A 15,232-nucleotide genomic window follows, 5' to 3' on the forward strand; every position below is an offset into this window, starting at 1 on the left:
CCAATGCGCTTTACCACTGCTTCCATCCTGCTCGCGGTCATCCTGTGTCTGCAAGGATGCGCGACGTCGCTTCAGACCTTCATGCTCGGCGGCCTGGTCGGCGCGGCGGCGGGCATCAGCGCCGTCACATGCGTTGTCGTGTGTCACTAGCCATTTACATTCCGATGAAGCTCAACCGATACACCGTAGCCGCGCTCGGCCTGCTTGCGATGACCAGCGCGCATGCCACCAGCTTCAATTGCGCGAAGGCGCATTCGCCTGCCGAGACGCTGATCTGCCACGACGATGGCCTGTCCAGAGCGGACGACGAACTCGGCAAGCTGTTCAAGCTCGCGCAGCGACAGGCCGCCGACCGTCGCGCGTACAGAAAAGAGAGCGACAGCAAATGGGCGTGGCGCGAAGAAAACTGCAGGGATGTCGCGTGCCTGACCGACTGGTACTCGACGCGGATCGAAGAGATTCGCGAGCAGTTGCACAAGCCTTCGCCGGACGAACCGCGCGCCCCGCGGCCCGTCGACACGGATCTGGCTGCCGTGAGCAAGCCCGCGGACAAGCCGAAGGCATTCGATTCGCAAGCATTCAGCCGCGACGTCCAGCAATGCACAGCCACGACGCAAGACCTCGTGCCGCCCGTGCAATGCGACAACGTGCTGGGCAAACGCGCGCAATGGCAAGCGCGTGAGCCTGCGTCCGATGGCTGGTTCTGCGGCGTCGCGATGATTGCAGCGCCTTCCGCCGACGGCAGCGCGTCGCAATAGGGAGTGCGCTGAAAGCGGCAACAGCGAAGAAACGAAGCGTTAAAGCAAAAAGGCTCGAACGCCAAAGCGTTCGGGCTTTTATGTTGCACCTACAACGACACCTGAGCAGCAGCGTCCGCGCGTAGTAGAGAAGCACTCGCCCGCATCCAGCTTTTCTCTGAACAGCCCCTCCACCGATAGCCAACCAGCACGGCCTATCCGTCGAGCGCATGATGGTTGAGGAAGATTTTTCGCTCCGTGAATTTCCAACGTGTCGCCGCGACGGTCGCAGGCGCGTATCAGGCCGCGACGGTAGACTTTCGCTTTTCGAATCGAATCGAGGAGCGTCACTTGAACACGCCTGACATCGTTTACCTCTTCTCGTACGGCACGCTGCAGGATCGCAACGTGCAGATCTCCAGCTTCGGCCGCGAACTCGCCGGCCGTCCCGACGCGTTGCCCGGCTATGCGCAGACGCTGCTCACCATCGGCGATCCGAAGGTCGTGGAGATCAGCGGAAAGACTCACCATCCCGTGGTGCGTCCGAGCGCCAATCCCGCCGACGAAGTGGCGGGCACGGTCTTCGAAATCACCCATCAGGAGCTGCTCGCCGCCGACGAATACGAGGTGTCGGACTACAGGCGTGTGCTCGTCACGCTGAAGTCCGGCATCGATGCGTGGGTGTATATCGCCGCATGACGCGTGCCCGGTTTGCTTACCGGGCCTTACGAGACCTCAAGTTGCGCGTGCAACTGGACGTTAGCGCCATCAGTGCAACTGGAATTCGCGACTGAAGGAGGCGTGCAATGGTAAGCAGTGTCGGATATGGGACGGCGACGACGCCGTCGACGCACCTCGCTTCCGTGTCCGGCGAAGCATCCGCGCAAGCGGCGCAGTCTGCGGCGAACAACGTGATCGGCGCTGCGCAAAACGTAGGGAAACAGGACGCTGCGACGAAGCCCGCGCAGCCGGGCGTCACGGTCAGCATTTCGCCCGAAGGCGCGGCGGCGGCTTCGCGTGCGCAGACTACAGATCAGGCGAATGCCCGGACGGCGACGGCATCCACTGGCACAGGCACGGATACGGAAACGGATACGGACACCGACACGCCGGACTCCGCCGTTACCGACAGCGACATCGCCGATCCCTGCGCAACGGACGATGCTACGGGCGGCACAGAAGCAAGCCCCGCCACCGTCTCGCCGGTGAAGGCATTCGCTTATGGCGCCTTGGGACTGGAGCGGCCGGACCAGCCGCAGGACGAGCGCAACAGCTTCTACACCGCAGGCAAGTGGCTCGCGGCAGGGCTGACGATCGGCGGATTGATCTCGCTGCTCGCGTGATGCCGGCAGCGTGCAGAGACAGGCGTCAGCGCTTCGGCCGCAGCGCCGCTTGCTTGTCGAGCGTGTCGATATCTTCGTCGAGGCTCTTGCGGATCGTGTCGATCGCCTGATCGACGTTGGCGGGCTTCAACTGGTTGCGTGCCAACGCGACATACACATAGTGACGCAGCGCCGGATCGTGGGTCTTCGACAGCACGTCGTGATAGACCGCGTTCATTTCGGCATCGCGCCCGCTCATGTCGTAGAGACGCTGCAGATGTTCGAGATCGTTGATGGCCGCGAAGCCCGGACCATGCGGCGGCGGACCGTCGTGAGCAGGGCCATCGTGCGACGGCGGAAGATCGGACGAAGGCGGAACTTGCGCGTGAGCGGCGGACGTCAGCGCGACGAGCGCGGCGAAAAGAGAGAGGCGTTTGAGCGAGATCATGGCGATCGGCAGAACGGCGGCTGCCGTTGCAGTAATGAAGATGCCGAAACGATAACAACGCGCCCCACGCGATGGGAGGCTCGCCACAAAGGGCTCGCTTACGCGGGCTTTCACATATCACATGCGTGCTGGGTCGATCGTGAGCATCAGCGGGCGGCGTGCTCCGTCCGGGCTCGGCGCATGGCGATCGTCCTTCGCTAACACGAGCCAGCAAAAGAAAGGCGGTGAAAGACACCCTGTCCTTCACCGCCACGCTCAAGGCGTCACGACGCGCTTACAGCACACCGAGCAACGCCTTCGGCTCGAGAAACGCTTCGATGCCGTATGTGCCGTACTCGCGTCCAATACCCGACTGCTTGAATCCGCCAAACGGCGCAGCCGGCTCATGCGCCAGCGTGTTGACGAGCACCCGTCCCGCCTCGATGCGCGACGCCACTTCGCGCGCGCGCGTCTTGTCCTGCCCGAACACGTACGCCTGCAAGCCGTAGTTCGTGTCGTTGGCGATCTTGATGGCTTCTTCGGTGTCGTTGTACGCGATGATCGACAGCACCGGTCCGAAGATTTCCTCGCGCGCGATCGCCATGTCGTTGGTCACGTCGCTGAAGACGGTCGGCTGCACGAACCAGCCAGCCTCGAGACCATCGGGACGCCCTTCGCCGCCCGCGATCAGCCGCGCGCCCTCGTCGATGCCGATGCCGATATAGCGCTGCACGCGCTCCCACTGCTTCTGGCTGACCATCGGGCCGACGGTCGTGCGCGGATCGCGCGGATCACCCGATCGCGCCAACGCCACTTCGTCGCGCACGCGCGCCTCGAACTCCGCGAGACGCTGGCGCGGCACGAGAATACGCGTACCCGCGATGCACGCCTGCCCGCTGTTCATGAAGCCCGCGTTGATCGCGAGCGGCACGACCTGCTCGAAGTCCGCGTCGTCGAGCACGATGGTGGGCGACTTGCCGCCCAGTTCCAGCGTCACGCGCTTGAGCGTATCGGCGCCCGTGCGCAGAATCGTCTTGCCGACGGCCGTCGATCCCGTGAACGAAATCTTCGCGACATCCGGATGCGAGCTGATCTGCGCACCGACGGAATCGCCGCGTCCCGTCACGATGTTGAACACGCCCGGCGGCAAATCCGCTTCGTGGAGCGCCTGCGTGACGATCTGCGTCTGCAGCGCGCTCATTTCGCTCGGCTTGATGACAGCCGAGCAGCCCGCCGCCAGCGCGGCCGCAAGCTTGCCGCAGATGAAGCCCGCGTTGCTGTTCCACGGCGTGATCAGTCCCGCGACGCCGAGCGGCTGCATCACCACTTCCGCCGTGCCGGCGCGGCGCGTGAACTCGTACTGCTCCAGCACCTTTGCCGCTTCGATCAGCACGTTGCTCGCGTGTTGCGCCATCCAGCGGCCGCGCGACACGGGCGCGCCGTACTCTTCGACGATCGCCTCGTAAAGCACGTCCTCTTTCGCAACGACGGCGGCATGCATGCGCTTGAGCATGTCGATGCGCGCGCGCTTGCTGGTGCGTGAAAACGCCGGAAACGCGCGCTTCGCCGCCGCGATTGCATCGCGCGCATCCTTCGCGTCCGCAAGGCGCACGCGGCCGATCACGCGCTCGGTCGCAGGGTTGAAAAGGTCGAACCATTCGTCGCCGTGCGGCCTGACGAATGCGCCGTCGATATAGATCGTGTCGATTGTGTGCATCTGCGTATCCCTTGACTTGCCTTCAGTGCCATAAAGATAGCGGCGCCTGATTGACGCGACTAGTCGTACAATCGGACATGACCTATTGAGCAAAACAGGATAATGAAGACCACCGGCCTGAGCGAACTCGAAGCGGTGCTGGCTGTTGCGCGTCACCGGAGCTTCCGCGCCGCCGCGAACGAAATGGGCGTCTCGACCTCGGCATTGAGCCATTCCGTGGCGGCGCTCGAAGCGCGCATCGGCGTGCGGCTCTTCAATCGCACGACGCGCAGCGTGTCGCTGTCGGAAGCGGGCGCGCAGTTTGTCGACAGCGTGGCGCCCGCGCTGTCGACGATCCGCGTCGCGCTGGAGCAGGCGGGCAGCTTTCGCGACACGCCGAGCGGCACGTTGCGGATCAACACGGCCGTGGGGGCTGCGCATCAGGCGATGCCTGTTTTCATTGCGTTCCTTGAGCGCTATCCGGAGATGAAGCTCGATATCGTTACTGAAGGCCGGCTGATCGATATTGTGGTTGAGGGGTTCGATGCGGGGATTCGGCTTGCGGAGACGGTGCCGCAGGACATGATCGCTGTGCCATTCGGGGATAAGCAGCGCTTTGCCGTGGTCGGAAGTCCGGCGTATTTTGCGCGGCATCGGGCGCCGCGTACGCCTGACGAGTTGAGTCAGCATCGTTGTATTCGGACTCGTATGCCGAGTGGCACGATCTATCAGTGGGAGTTCGAGCGGCATGGGGAGATGGTGCGGGTCGATGGCAAGGGTGCGTTGACGCTCGATGAGTCCGGTTTGATGTTGAGCGCTGCGCGGGCTGGGGTTGGGCTTACTTACTTGTCCGAGTGGACGGTGGCCGAGGATCTCCAGTCAGGGACGCTGGTTCGTGTGCTAGAGGATTGGACGCCGCCGCTGGATGGGTTGTGTCTTTATTATCCTGGGCGGAGGCATGTGCCCGCTGGGCTGCGGGCGCTTATCGCCATGATTCGGGAATCCGCGGATTTGCAGCGCCGGGATGCTGCGGGCAAACGGAAGAAGTAGGGGTTTTGGTCTGCGACGGCTGGGTGGTGGTTGCGCTTTTTTTGATGGTGTTCGCGATGCGGTTGGGTTATTTGCTTTTGCGCTGGCATCCGCGTTTTGTTAGCGTGGTTCAAGCGTCGCCCCTGTGCGGGGCGGCACCTACTTTTCTTTGCCGCCGCGAATGCAAGCGTCCCGCTGTGATGCTTGTCAGACGGGGTTTCCGGAGAAATTGCGCGCCCGCAACCCATGTCCCTACCCCCGTCCTGATTGCTGCTGACCGCCCGCAACGCCGAATTTTTTAAAATTCGCGTACGCCGTTCGTGCCGTGCGCGGGTGTGAGCATAGCAGCGACCCGGCGCGAGCCCGTCAGCGCGCGGATTTCCCGGGTTGCCGGAGGATAAATCAAGGCAGGAGCGTATCGTCGACTATCCGCTGGCCTGCACTGAAGCCAGTCATAAGCGCTTCTGCTTCTGTGGCGAACGGTTTCTGACTATCAGCCGTGAGGCGCATTGGTCCGACCGTAGTGCGACTTGCGCCGATCTTTCCGATGTACACGACTGCGATAAAGCCGAGCGGAGCCAATAAGGTGACGTTGCCCGAGGGCTGCCACACTGGCTCAGTCTCGACGGTCACCTCGAAGTCTTTGTACTTGTAGGTTCTTTTCATCTGCGCACCTGATTCCAAACCGACAGACGCCCGACAATCCGTCTACAGGAAGTGTACCCGTTTGTGAAGGCAGTCCGATGAAGGCTCAAAACTGAGCACCCGTGAGGGGTGACGGGAGGGCGGGTCAAAAGTCCAGACCGGGTCGACGAAGCATCCCGCCAAACCATTTATCTTTGTGCGCGCACTTTAGAGTCCCGGGGGTGTCTTGACGCCCGACCCTGCCGCGCGAATGATGTGTGCAACGGCGAAACCCCTGTCCGTGCGCTCTGCCTGCGTGATGCAGGTCAACCGTGTTGCGGGTGACGCGCTGGCCGCGCGCCGTGGCTCTGCGCGATGCAGAACCTGACCACGACGTCCGAAACGTGCCGATATGCAGGAGGAAGCAAGGAGTCCAAAAGATGGACATGACCGAAATCAAGAAGGCGCTGGCGGAGACGTTCGGCAAGTACGACGAGCGCGTCCAGCGGATTGAGACGAACCTGATCGACCTCGCGCAGAAGTACGCGGGCAGGAGCGAATGGCACGGCGACGGCAGTGGCGGCGAAGGTCTCGGCGCACTGGTGACAAAAAGCGACATGCTTGAACGCTGGAAGAATGGCGATGGCCGTGTCGTACGCACGGAGGTACCGTACGACCTGAAGGCCGCGATCCTCTCGAACGTGGGCAATCCGGCGACGGGCTTCCCGGTGCCGCCAGACTTTCAGGTCGCAGGGTCGCTTCCCGTGCCGCGCTTCTGGCGCGCGCTGTGGAACCGCCCCACGAGCAGCAATGCGATCGAGACCGTGACCGCGACGCCGGGTGGTGCGCCGGGTGCCGATGCCGTCGCCGAGGGTCAACTGAAGCCCGAGGCGGCGCTTTCGTATGGCCCCGCGACAGTGCCGGTCGCAACCGTTGCGTTCTGGGCGCTATGCTCGCGGCAGCTGATGGAAGACAGCGCGGCGTTCGCGCTGTATCTGGACGGCGAGATGCGCAACGGGCTGGATGCGAAGATCGATGACGAGGTCATTAACGACACGGGCGTCGCGCCGCACATGAACGGACTCGTGAGCGCATCCACACCGTGGGTGCCCGCCGCTGGGTCGATCGGCCTCGACACGATGATCAGCACGGTCGTCACGCTGCGCGCGAACGGTGCGAGCAAGGTCGTGATCGGCATCAGCATTGCCGACTATCTCGCGACGATGCTAGTGAAGTCGACGACCGGCGAGTACGTCATCTCACCCGGTACGAACCTGCTCGCGATGATCGGCGCGGTGCTCGTGCCATGCAGCGCCGTGCCGACCGGCAATTTCGTTGCCTGCGGCACGCCGGAGGGCTGCTACATCGCTTTGCGGAACGACGTCGTGGTTGAAGTCTCGCGCGAAGACATGGACAACTTCCGCAAGAACCTTGTCACGACGCTCGTCGAGGCCCGCATGGCACTAGTTGTGCAGCGAAATTCGCTGTGCCTATATGGCCCGCTCGTACCGACCACGCCACTCGCGACAGTATCGAAGTCAGCCTGAGTCCATGCCCCATCGGCTGATGCCGGTGGCGTGCTCCTTGGCCCGCCTCATCGTCGGCGGGCCTTTTTCATGCCAGATCAGTTCACGTCGATTAAGCGCTCTAATGCGACAAGTGACCGCATATGTGAACGACCGTGCGGCTCTACCATTTGAAGCGTGCAATGACGCAAATCAATTGAGAGCGAAATGTCTTACGTCCATTCAACTCTCGTCGCGATTGCATCCGTCACAAGGTGTTCGAAGTGCAGGAAATCATCCCGATGACATCGACATCTTCTGCGCGATTGATTGACGCTTGTTTTGGAGTTCGCCATGAAGAAGTTCGTCGTTTTCCTGCTGGCCGCGGCGCTCACCGCGCCCGCCGTCCACGCTTCCGATATCGCAATTATGAGTAACCGTGATAACGGACTGATCGTACTGACCGATGTCGTTGGCAATTGCGCGACTGGCCGCCGTATCTATGTCACTGGCGCGGGTGGCAACGTCCTCGGAGGTGGCTGCTATACGATCGATGACCCTTGGGTCTATGTGCGGTATGACGACGAATCCCAGATCAGGCAGTACCCGTCTGCGAATTTTTCGCTGACGCCCGCCGGCCGCGCGTACGTAAGCAGAAACACGAACAGCGCGGGGAGCTTGTAATCAACGGAATCGGCGGGAAAGCGTCGAACGACGCGGAACCGAACGAGCATCGACACCGCCCGGTGCGCATCGGGCACAGGGAACGCATCATGGAACATTCGGGCTATTGGTTGCACTTGCTGGTGGCAAATTGGCCACTTGTAGTGGCGGTGCTGGTGGTGCTCCACTTCGTGCCGTCCGTGGTGGCTGCGCTTCGCGACCACCACCACTTAGCCGCCATCTTCGCGCTGAACATTCTTTTGGGCTGGACATTTCTTGGCTGGACCATCGCGCTTGTCTGGTCGCTCATGAATCAACGGAACCAGGAGCCGCCACTGGCTGGCGACGTACAGGCGCGACACGAACCGACGTTTCGGGCATAGCTCAACATGTCCTGCAACGCCACGCCCGCCTGAAGTCAGTCTGACCCTCTTGCGTGCGCCGTTCACCACGCGCGGCGCGCATCCGGCCCCCCGGCGCGGCGGGCCGCAGGAAAGCCGCGCGATGTCCGTTGAACGAGCACAGATCAGACTTGATGCTCGTTGTTCGTCCAATCTGGTTTCATCGTGTTTGATGCCGCAATAAGTTGCAGCGCTTCATCAAATGCGCCATCCGGGTCGAGAGGAAACTTGGCTTCATTGTCCAGGAGCCACTGGATATTTTCCTGTGCAGCCACGAGGACTCTGTTCGACTTCGCAAAAGCGTCGATATTGGCATCGAGGTTGGCTTTCGGCTGCCGACATACGAGCATCGCGATTACAGTCGTCACGTGCCCGCTTCGTTTCAGCGCCGTTTCAAGCTCGGCGCGGCGATCCACAAGCTTCCCTATCTTCGCACTGACGTCACTGACCTTGATCGTGCATTCGATGAGAACCAGTCGACCGCTCGTTGTAGTGACAACGATATCTGGAGCGTCCGTTTCTAACGGTTGAACAGAAGTGAATCCGCGAGTGAACAACAGGGCCGCGACTCCAGTTTCGAACTTTCTTCCGTCTTCTTCCAAGAGCGCCTTGCGCATTTGCTTGAGGTTGGGATCAAAGGTGCGAAACGTGAGCAGCCTCTGATTTCGAGCTTTGGCTGGATCAGATACGAACTGCCGGCGAACCATGGCCGGGCCTATCATAAGAACGACAAGTACGGCATCGGCATTGACGACGTCGATCTCAGCGACAGCCTGCAGGAAACCTTCGACGCCGGTCCACTTCAGGCGATCCGCAACTTGCATGCGTGCAACTCCGATGCCCGGGACAACACGTAGAGCTAATCGCACCCCGCTCGGATCGAAACTTGGAACGGCCTTAAGCTCGATCTTTAGTTTGTCGTCCGAGAGTTCGAGAAACGATATGTCTACGGGTGGACTAACTCGCAAATCGATATATGGAGAGCCCTTGCTGTTTACCGGCAGATTGAGGCCGAACCAACCTGCCACATCGTTCAACCCATCGAATGGCGGCTCTGCCAACCGTAACTTATTGTCGAGCAGCGCCAGTTCCTGTACAGAGAAGTCGTTGATATAAGGGAACGACTGCACGGACAAGTGCGGCTGGAAGAACCACTGATCCCGGCCGTTTTCCGATGTCACCGTTCGCGTACCCTTTTCGAACGCGACTGAATCACCGCTGCCAAACCGAAGGGTTCCAGCCGCTGCGTCTCTCAGTATCTGCACAGCTTCGTGTTTGTGTTCGAGTTGCTTTTGAATTTGCTCAACTATCAGACCATCGGCCCGCACAGATACTGTGTAGTCGTTTGGCGGCTTCAGTGGAAAGAGTGCAACGGATGCGGCCCAAATGTGGTTTGGCTCCCCATTCGACCGAGCAATGATTCGCTGATCCAGGTAGTAGCCGTCGCTCAGCCACGCCTCCACGGCGTGAAAAAATGAATCGGTTGCCAGTTCGGCTGCTGTCGAGCCTGTCGGTCTACCGTAGGGATCCGCCAACATAGATCATTCGCTCCAAAAAGGACTACTCCACTAGTGCTGCGTTTCACTTCAGCATCGGAAACTAGGTCGAGCGGCGGAAGGGAGTTTGTGAGAAAACGACAAACACGTCGTGCTTCCGAGTTGGTCCCACAGCCCGCTATCAGTGATCGACCGCAAGTCTATCCCATGACGCGCCGCGCACGAAACCTCAGGCCCGGACCTCGGGAAAGTGCATTGACCTCAATGCACGGTGATGCTCGTGGTGCCTGCGTCCTGTCCGCCGCCACCCGTAGACTCGAAGGCATCGAGGATGTCGACGAGCGTGCGGACGCCCGCGCAGGCCGCGCGTCGCCGACCGGCCTTCGCTCTGCGCTCACGCCTCGCCTGCGCTGCCGTGAGGCTGCCGTGCTCCTCGCACAAGCCGAGCACGAAGCACCCGAACGCCTCGAACTGGGAGGCGTCGGCCATCACCGCGTGCAGGGCGGCGAACGTCCCGGCACAGAACGCGCGCATGCCTTCAGCGGGTCCCGTGTACGGGACTGTCCGGTGAACCTGCGCGAAGGTGAGCAACTGGCACGCCGCGCGCAACGTGGCAGGCGCTTCGGGATCGTCGATGGGGCTGGTCATGATGTCTCTCCTGCGGTCAGTGCATCGTGGAACTGCCTGGGTCGGGAATGCTCACGACTTCGGGCTGGGCGGGCTCGGGCTTGCGGCCTTCCGTGATGTCGTACATGGCTCGCGCGATCGCGGCCCCGCTGGGACGCCTGTTTTTCGCAAGACGCGCCTTCGCCACCGGATAGGCTTCGCGCACCGTACGGGCAGTTGCGCCGTGTCGGATCAGTTCCCCGAGGTGTTGGCGCAGGGTGCCCAGTTCGACCTTGCTGGCCATCCAACTACACAGTCCCTCGTCGCAGAGTGAGCGGAACGCTGCAACCAATTCGTCGACGGTCGCCTGCCCCGATCCATTCGTCATCCGCCCACCCTCTTTTTGCGCAGCGCGTTGCAAAACGCGCTGTTGCTGCACATGCTCACCGCTCGCGCGCGTAGGTACTGCGACCGTCGGTGGTGAAGTTGAAGCCGTAACCGCACACGGGGCGTGTGCGGCGCGACTAGCCGGCCCGGCGATGAGGGCCCCTGAATATTCCCCTGCTTTTAAACCATGCTGTAAACCCTGCTTTAAACCCTTGTCCCTCACGGTGAGGGAGCGTGGAGGGTCATTTGAGGGAGCGTGACCCTCGCCGTGAGGGAGCGTGACCCTCACCATGAGGGAGCGTCGAGCCGTTCGCGCCCGTGACGCTCCCTCTGTGTGAGGGTGCGTCGCTGTCCACGCTCCCTCTGTGTGAGGGTGCGTCGCTGTGCTTCGCGCGGTACTTTTCGCGGATTGTCCTGAAGCGTGCCTGACTCCGCGCCTGACGTTCTTCCCACGGTTCGGGTGGCGGGTAGGCAGCGGCGATGCGTTCAGCCTGTATCCGATAAACCTTCGTGCCCATTTTCCCGATTACGTCGCCGGTCCATTGCAGGATGTCGAACTTGCGCAATTCGGCGAAGATGCGTTCGACTGTGGCGACGCCGAGCCGCGTATGATGTGCGACCCATTCGACGGACGGGTACACAAGGCAATCGTCGTCCTTCACAAGTCGCCCGAGCCGGACAAGCACCAGCATCCTGTTGGCGTCCGGCGCATGATCCTCTGCCGCGCGGATGATCAACTCGGCTGCGCTCGGGTTCTCCGCATCCACCTTGCGACCGGCGCTCATGACTGCCCCCGCATGGCTTGCGAACAGCGACGGCGTGGCTTATGCTGGCCTCGCGTGCCGTCAGGTACGTTCGATAGTTGTGCGATGCAATCCGCGCCCGCTGCGCCACGGCGGGCGTTTTCATGTGTGGGCATGGCGGGACCTTACCGGGTGCGCGCTGCCGCCTTCGCCGCGAAGCGCTCGCGCTTCTCGCGCTCCGCCTGTTCGGCACGCATGCGCACGTACGCGCGCATGGGACCGCGCATCCAGTACCGGTACTTGCCGCGCAGGCGAATCGGCGCGGGGAATTCCGGGTCGCTGTCAATCAGACGCCAGAGCGTCGCAATCGAGATGCCGCCAAGCATGGCCATCGTCTCGCCGGTATCGATCAGCGTGAGGTCGTCATCGGTCAGCGCGCTGGTGCCCGTCGCTTCAGCGGACATGGCTGGCGGTGCATTTTCTGCACGAGGCTTGCGCGGACGTCCCGGTCTGCGCCTCTGGGTAGTGGCTTGCGGTTCACTCATGGCTCTCTCCCTGCACGTTGATGTGCAGCACTTTGTTCTGTTGCGTTGTGCAAAGATTAGAGCCGGTGTGGGCGTCTTTCAAGCGGGTGGTTGCGGCCGCCACGAGAAGGAAATTCCAAGGGCTGACGGTTGTGACCCGGTCGTGAACAGCGGAACGTCATCTTCCAATGACTTACGATGAACCCGGTTTCCTTGAACCCAAAGTAACAATCACGCTACGCGAGACGGCATGTAGCCTGGATGCCGTCGTATGGTGTGTGAACGAGGCGACCGGTCGCAATGCGTTCCCGGAAGTGGTCTAACGCGTCTAACGCGTCTAACGCGTCTAACGTGTCTAATGTGTCTAATGTGTCTAATGCTATTGAACGAGGGTTCAACGAGCGACCTGTTGTACGCGCAGCGGATCGCGTAGATGAAAATTGTTATTTCTTATGCGTGGGGCGCGCAACGCCCCGCTGCGATGACAGCCGCGTTTAGCGCGCCGCCGTGAATGGCAGCACGTCGGCGGCGGGGGAGTCAAGGAAGTCGGCCCAGCGCTGCATCAGTGGCACGCGCTGCTCGAAAAACCGCGTCCGCTCGTAGACCTTCCGGACGTCGCCACGCGAGTCGTGCGCCAGCACGCTTTCAGCGACATCGGATGGCGTCGCGGTCGTCTCGCTGATCCACGTGCGCAGGCTTGAACGCAGACCGTGTGGCGTGCATTCGCCCAGATCCCCGGCGATCGCGGACAGCGTGTCCCGCAGCACGGTCCCGCTGATTTCCTTGCCCTTCGCGGACATGAACACAAGGTCATCGGCCCGGTGAGCACCGGGCAAGGCTTTGAGTAACTCGATTGCCTGATCGCTAAGTGGCACCCAATGTTCCTTGCGGCCTTTCATGCGTGGACCCGGCACGCGCCACGTGCGGCTGTCGAGGTCAATTTCCTTCCACGTCGCACCGCCCGCCTCACGCGAGCGCACGCCCGTGAGTGCGAGATACATCAACAGAGGCGCGGCGGGACTGGTGTCGGCGCGCAGTCGCGCCATCAGCGCGGGCATCGCCGTCCAGTGAAGTGCGGCGCGATGCGTCGTAGCAGCCTTCGCGGCAGGGAGCAGGTGTTGCAGATGATCGTCCCATCTTGCCGGGTTCGGTCCCTGACGGCTGCCACGGCTCGTCGCCCAGTCAAGAATCGATTCGATGCGCCCCCGCAGTTGCGCGGCGGTCGCGTTTTTTTTCATCCACAGCGGTTCGAGCGTGCGCAGCACGTCCGTAGTTTCAATCGTGGCCACGTCCAGCGCGAGCAGCGGCTTCGCGTGCAGACGGATCGAGCCCGTCCACGCGGTGATGTTGCTCTGGCTCCAGTCAGGCGAACGCAGCGCGACGTACTGTGTGGCTGCCGCGAGGAACGTGAGCCTGAGGTCGGCGTCGCGCTGCGCGGTCCTGCGCGCGTTCGACTTTTCGGCCAGCGGATCCTTGCCCGCTGCGAGCAGACGGCGCGCTTCGCCGGCCTTCACCCGTGCCTCGGACAATGGCACGGCGTTGAGACTGCCGAGGCCCATCTCGCGACTGCGTCCATGCAGCGTGTACTTGAACAGCCACGATTTCGTCAGGGCGGGTGATACCTGCAAATGCAGGTTACCGCCGTCGGCGTAGCATCCGGGTGTGGCGACGGATTTGACTGCCTGTGCGGTCAGGCGATGGGTAGTGCGTGGCATGAGGGCTCCCGTTCGGCCCAACCCCTGTTTCTACCCCCGTCATTTTCTGAGCGGATTTGAACTGAGTTGAGCGAGATTGAATCGGGATAATTGTATCAAACCCTTTACAGGCAAGGCTTTGAAGGCACTCAGACCCGATCAGTCTCACTCAGAGAATAGCCCGCTTCTGTTTCCGCCGCAAAGAAAAGTAGGCAAAAGAAAGCGGCTCACACCGCCAGTTCTTGTGTTTGCCTGAGGGCCCTCAAAGGGTCTTACGCCTCATACGGCAACGCCTCTGTTCACGTTCGTTGCCAACGCTTTGAATGAGCGCCTCACCCGCTTCGAATACCCGTACTCGGGCAAGCGGCAGCGAATGGTTGGCGCCGCCTAGGTGGCAAACTGTGTGTAGGTTGTCGCGTCGTATGGGGTAGCGCTCTTACAGGGTGGCCCGCGTGCGCTATTGTTCCGAAGTGAGGCGTGCGGAGCACTTGGGCCTACACACAGTTTGCCACCTGGGCGGCCGTGGAATATCTAACACTGCGTGCCGCAACGCGGGGGCGTGAAGCGGGTGAGGCGCACCGCAAGAGTGTTGGCAACGAACATGAGTCACGTGATTGCCGTGTGAAGCGTAAGGCCGGTTGGGGCCCTCAGGCAAGAAGAATGTTGGTGGTGTGAGCCGCTTTCTTTTGCCTACTTTTCTTTGCGGCGGCAAAGAAAAGTAGGTGCCGCCCCGCACAGGGGCGACGCTTGAAGCAAGCTAACAAATCGCGGATGCCAGCGAAAAGGTCAAAATACCCAAACGGCAACGCCAACGCCCAAAAGGCAAAAAAACCGAACCACGCTGTCGATTCCCCCCACCCTCAACCGTCGTCAAAAATGAAACCCGCCATTCCGCGGTCCCAACCAGGTCAGACAGGAGAAAAAACATGCGCGTCATGGTAATCGTAAAAGCAACGAGCGACTCAGAAGCCGGCAAGATGCCCACCACCGAGTTGCTAGCAGCAATGGGCCAATACAACGAAGAACTCGTGAAGGCGGGCATCATGCAGGCAGGCGAAGGCCTGCACCCAAGCTCACGCGGCAAGCGTATACGCTTCTCAGGCGCAAACCGAACCGTAATCGACGGCCCGTTCGCAGAAACGAAAGAACTGATCGCCGGCTTCTGGCTCTGGCAGGTGAAATCGATGGAAGAAGCTGTCGAATGGGTCCGGCGCTGCCCGAACCCCATGGAAGGCGATTCCGAAATCGAGATTCGTCAGGTCTTCTCGGCCGAAGATTTCGGCGACGAGTTCACCCCCGAACTACGCGAGCAGGAAGACCGCCTACGCGCCGAGATCGAACAGCAAACGCACAGGCCAACGTAACGACAAACTCCGTC

Annotated in this window: 18 protein-coding genes; 9 read left to right on the top strand and 9 right to left on the bottom strand. The window is 61.5% G+C overall.

Features of this window, described 5'->3' with window-relative positions; all coding sequences use genetic code 11:
• The first annotated feature begins 3 nt into the window (after window positions 1-3).
• The 4 genes from H1204_RS24040 (at window position 4) to H1204_RS24055 (ending at window position 2,080) form a co-directional block, all read left to right on the top strand.
• Window positions 4-150 carry a hypothetical protein gene (locus H1204_RS24040; RefSeq protein ID WP_165576551.1) on the top strand — a complete coding sequence of 49 codons (147 nt, stop codon included), beginning with the start codon at window positions 4-6 and terminating at the stop codon, window positions 148-150.
• Window positions 141-758, top strand: a complete 618-nt coding sequence (locus tag H1204_RS24045) for a hypothetical protein (RefSeq protein ID WP_243468651.1) — start codon at window positions 141-143, stop codon at window positions 756-758. Before H1204_RS24040 ends, H1204_RS24045 begins: the two co-directional genes overlap by 10 nt.
• A 330-nt stretch (window positions 759-1,088) precedes the next feature.
• Window positions 1,089-1,436: a gamma-glutamylcyclotransferase family protein gene (locus tag H1204_RS24050; RefSeq protein WP_180731058.1), complete on the top strand. Its 348-nt coding sequence runs from the start codon at window positions 1,089-1,091 to the stop codon at window positions 1,434-1,436.
• Between the two features lie 107 nt (window positions 1,437-1,543).
• Window positions 1,544-2,080, top strand: coding sequence for a hypothetical protein (locus H1204_RS24055; RefSeq protein ID WP_180731059.1), 537 nt, complete (start codon window positions 1,544-1,546; stop codon window positions 2,078-2,080).
• 25 nt (window positions 2,081-2,105) lie between these two features.
• On the opposite strand, the gene H1204_RS24060 is transcribed toward H1204_RS24055, so the two are convergent.
• A complete protein-coding gene (locus H1204_RS24060; RefSeq protein WP_180731060.1) occupies window positions 2,106-2,594 on the bottom strand; it encodes a hypothetical protein in 489 nt (162 codons plus the stop codon).
• A 187-nt stretch (window positions 2,595-2,781) separates the two neighbouring features.
• The gene (locus H1204_RS24065; RefSeq protein WP_180731061.1) at window positions 2,782-4,203 is read right to left on the bottom strand and encodes an aldehyde dehydrogenase family protein; all 1,422 of its coding nucleotides are present in this window, start codon (window positions 4,201-4,203) and stop codon (window positions 2,782-2,784) included.
• 102 nt (window positions 4,204-4,305) lie between these two features.
• On the opposite strand from H1204_RS24065, the gene H1204_RS24070 reads away from it, so the two are divergent.
• The gene (locus tag H1204_RS24070; RefSeq protein WP_180731062.1) at window positions 4,306-5,232 is read left to right on the top strand and encodes a LysR family transcriptional regulator; all 927 of its coding nucleotides are present in this window, start codon (window positions 4,306-4,308) and stop codon (window positions 5,230-5,232) included.
• A gap of 381 nt (window positions 5,233-5,613) precedes the next feature.
• On the opposite strand, the gene H1204_RS24075 is transcribed toward H1204_RS24070, so the two are convergent.
• Entirely contained in the window at window positions 5,614-5,877 is a 264-nt protein-coding gene (locus H1204_RS24075; protein ID WP_180731063.1) for a hypothetical protein, read from the bottom strand.
• Window positions 5,878-6,275: 398 nt separating this feature from the next.
• Here H1204_RS24075 and H1204_RS24080 point away from each other — a divergent pair, with 398 nt between their 5' ends.
• From H1204_RS24080 to H1204_RS24090, 3 genes are all read left to right on the top strand, one after another.
• Window positions 6,276-7,382: a phage major capsid protein gene (locus H1204_RS24080; RefSeq protein ID WP_180731064.1), complete on the top strand. Its 1,107-nt coding sequence runs from the start codon at window positions 6,276-6,278 to the stop codon at window positions 7,380-7,382.
• A gap of 312 nt (window positions 7,383-7,694) precedes the next feature.
• Complete coding sequence (locus tag H1204_RS24085) at window positions 7,695-8,024, top strand: hypothetical protein (RefSeq protein WP_180731065.1); 330 nt, start codon at window positions 7,695-7,697, stop codon at window positions 8,022-8,024.
• Between the two features lie 89 nt (window positions 8,025-8,113).
• Complete coding sequence (locus H1204_RS24090; protein WP_180731066.1) at window positions 8,114-8,386, top strand: superinfection immunity protein; 273 nt, start codon at window positions 8,114-8,116, stop codon at window positions 8,384-8,386.
• 143 nt (window positions 8,387-8,529) lie between these two features.
• On the opposite strand, the gene H1204_RS24095 is transcribed toward H1204_RS24090, so the two are convergent.
• From H1204_RS24095 to H1204_RS24120, 6 genes are all read right to left on the bottom strand, one after another.
• The gene (locus tag H1204_RS24095) at window positions 8,530-9,942 is read right to left on the bottom strand and encodes a hypothetical protein (protein WP_180731067.1); all 1,413 of its coding nucleotides are present in this window, start codon (window positions 9,940-9,942) and stop codon (window positions 8,530-8,532) included.
• Window positions 9,943-10,161: 219 nt separating this feature from the next.
• The gene (locus H1204_RS24100) at window positions 10,162-10,548 is read right to left on the bottom strand and encodes a hypothetical protein (protein ID WP_180731068.1); all 387 of its coding nucleotides are present in this window, start codon (window positions 10,546-10,548) and stop codon (window positions 10,162-10,164) included.
• Between the two features lie 16 nt (window positions 10,549-10,564).
• Window positions 10,565-10,894 carry a hypothetical protein gene (locus H1204_RS24105; RefSeq protein ID WP_180731069.1) on the bottom strand — a complete coding sequence of 110 codons (330 nt, stop codon included), beginning with the start codon at window positions 10,892-10,894 and terminating at the stop codon, window positions 10,565-10,567.
• A 241-nt stretch (window positions 10,895-11,135) separates the two neighbouring features.
• On the bottom strand, window positions 11,136-11,678 hold the full coding sequence (locus H1204_RS24110; protein WP_180731070.1) for a hypothetical protein: 543 nt from the start codon (window positions 11,676-11,678) through the stop codon (window positions 11,136-11,138).
• A 143-nt stretch (window positions 11,679-11,821) separates the two neighbouring features.
• Complete coding sequence (locus tag H1204_RS24115) at window positions 11,822-12,181, bottom strand: hypothetical protein (protein WP_180731071.1); 360 nt, start codon at window positions 12,179-12,181, stop codon at window positions 11,822-11,824.
• 473 nt (window positions 12,182-12,654) lie between these two features.
• Complete coding sequence (locus tag H1204_RS24120; RefSeq protein ID WP_180731072.1) at window positions 12,655-13,875, bottom strand: site-specific integrase; 1,221 nt, start codon at window positions 13,873-13,875, stop codon at window positions 12,655-12,657.
• Between the two features lie 905 nt (window positions 13,876-14,780).
• Here H1204_RS24120 and H1204_RS24125 point away from each other — a divergent pair.
• Window positions 14,781-15,218 (top strand): YciI family protein, encoded by a 438-nt coding sequence (locus H1204_RS24125; RefSeq protein WP_180731073.1) that lies wholly within the window; start codon window positions 14,781-14,783, stop codon window positions 15,216-15,218.
• Window positions 15,219-15,232: the final 14 nt, after the last annotated feature.

Source organism: Paraburkholderia sp. PGU19 (assembly GCF_013426915.1).
GTDB lineage: Bacteria > Pseudomonadota > Gammaproteobacteria > Burkholderiales > Burkholderiaceae > Paraburkholderia.

What these genes read in the sequence shown, in the direction of transcription:
- H1204_RS24070 (WP_180731062.1), top strand. Translation starts at nt 4,306, where the DNA reads ATGAAGACCACCGGCCTGAGCGAACTCGAAGCGGTGCTGGCTGTTGCG.
- H1204_RS24085 (WP_180731065.1), top strand. Translation starts at nt 7,695, where the DNA reads ATGAAGAAGTTCGTCGTTTTCCTGCTGGCCGCGGCGCTCACCGCGCCC.
- H1204_RS24065 (WP_180731061.1), bottom strand. Translation starts at nt 4,203, where the DNA reads ATGCACACAATCGACACGATCTATATCGACGGCGCATTCGTCAGGCCG.
- H1204_RS24115 (WP_180731071.1), bottom strand. Translation starts at nt 12,181, where the DNA reads ATGAGTGAACCGCAAGCCACTACCCAGAGGCGCAGACCGGGACGTCCG.
- H1204_RS24095 (WP_180731067.1), bottom strand. Translation starts at nt 9,942, where the DNA reads ATGTTGGCGGATCCCTACGGTAGACCGACAGGCTCGACAGCAGCCGAA.
- H1204_RS24125 (WP_180731073.1), top strand. Translation starts at nt 14,781, where the DNA reads ATGCGCGTCATGGTAATCGTAAAAGCAACGAGCGACTCAGAAGCCGGC.
- H1204_RS24120 (WP_180731072.1), bottom strand. Translation starts at nt 13,875, where the DNA reads ATGCCACGCACTACCCATCGCCTGACCGCACAGGCAGTCAAATCCGTC.
- H1204_RS24110 (WP_180731070.1), bottom strand. Translation starts at nt 11,678, where the DNA reads ATGAGCGCCGGTCGCAAGGTGGATGCGGAGAACCCGAGCGCAGCCGAG.
- H1204_RS24075 (WP_180731063.1), bottom strand. Translation starts at nt 5,877, where the DNA reads ATGAAAAGAACCTACAAGTACAAAGACTTCGAGGTGACCGTCGAGACT.
- H1204_RS24090 (WP_180731066.1), top strand. Translation starts at nt 8,114, where the DNA reads ATGGAACATTCGGGCTATTGGTTGCACTTGCTGGTGGCAAATTGGCCA.
- H1204_RS24105 (WP_180731069.1), bottom strand. Translation starts at nt 10,894, where the DNA reads ATGACGAATGGATCGGGGCAGGCGACCGTCGACGAATTGGTTGCAGCG.
- H1204_RS24055 (WP_180731059.1), top strand. Translation starts at nt 1,544, where the DNA reads ATGGTAAGCAGTGTCGGATATGGGACGGCGACGACGCCGTCGACGCAC.
- H1204_RS24040 (WP_165576551.1), top strand. Translation starts at nt 4, where the DNA reads ATGCGCTTTACCACTGCTTCCATCCTGCTCGCGGTCATCCTGTGTCTG.
- H1204_RS24080 (WP_180731064.1), top strand. Translation starts at nt 6,276, where the DNA reads ATGGACATGACCGAAATCAAGAAGGCGCTGGCGGAGACGTTCGGCAAG.
- H1204_RS24100 (WP_180731068.1), bottom strand. Translation starts at nt 10,548, where the DNA reads ATGACCAGCCCCATCGACGATCCCGAAGCGCCTGCCACGTTGCGCGCG.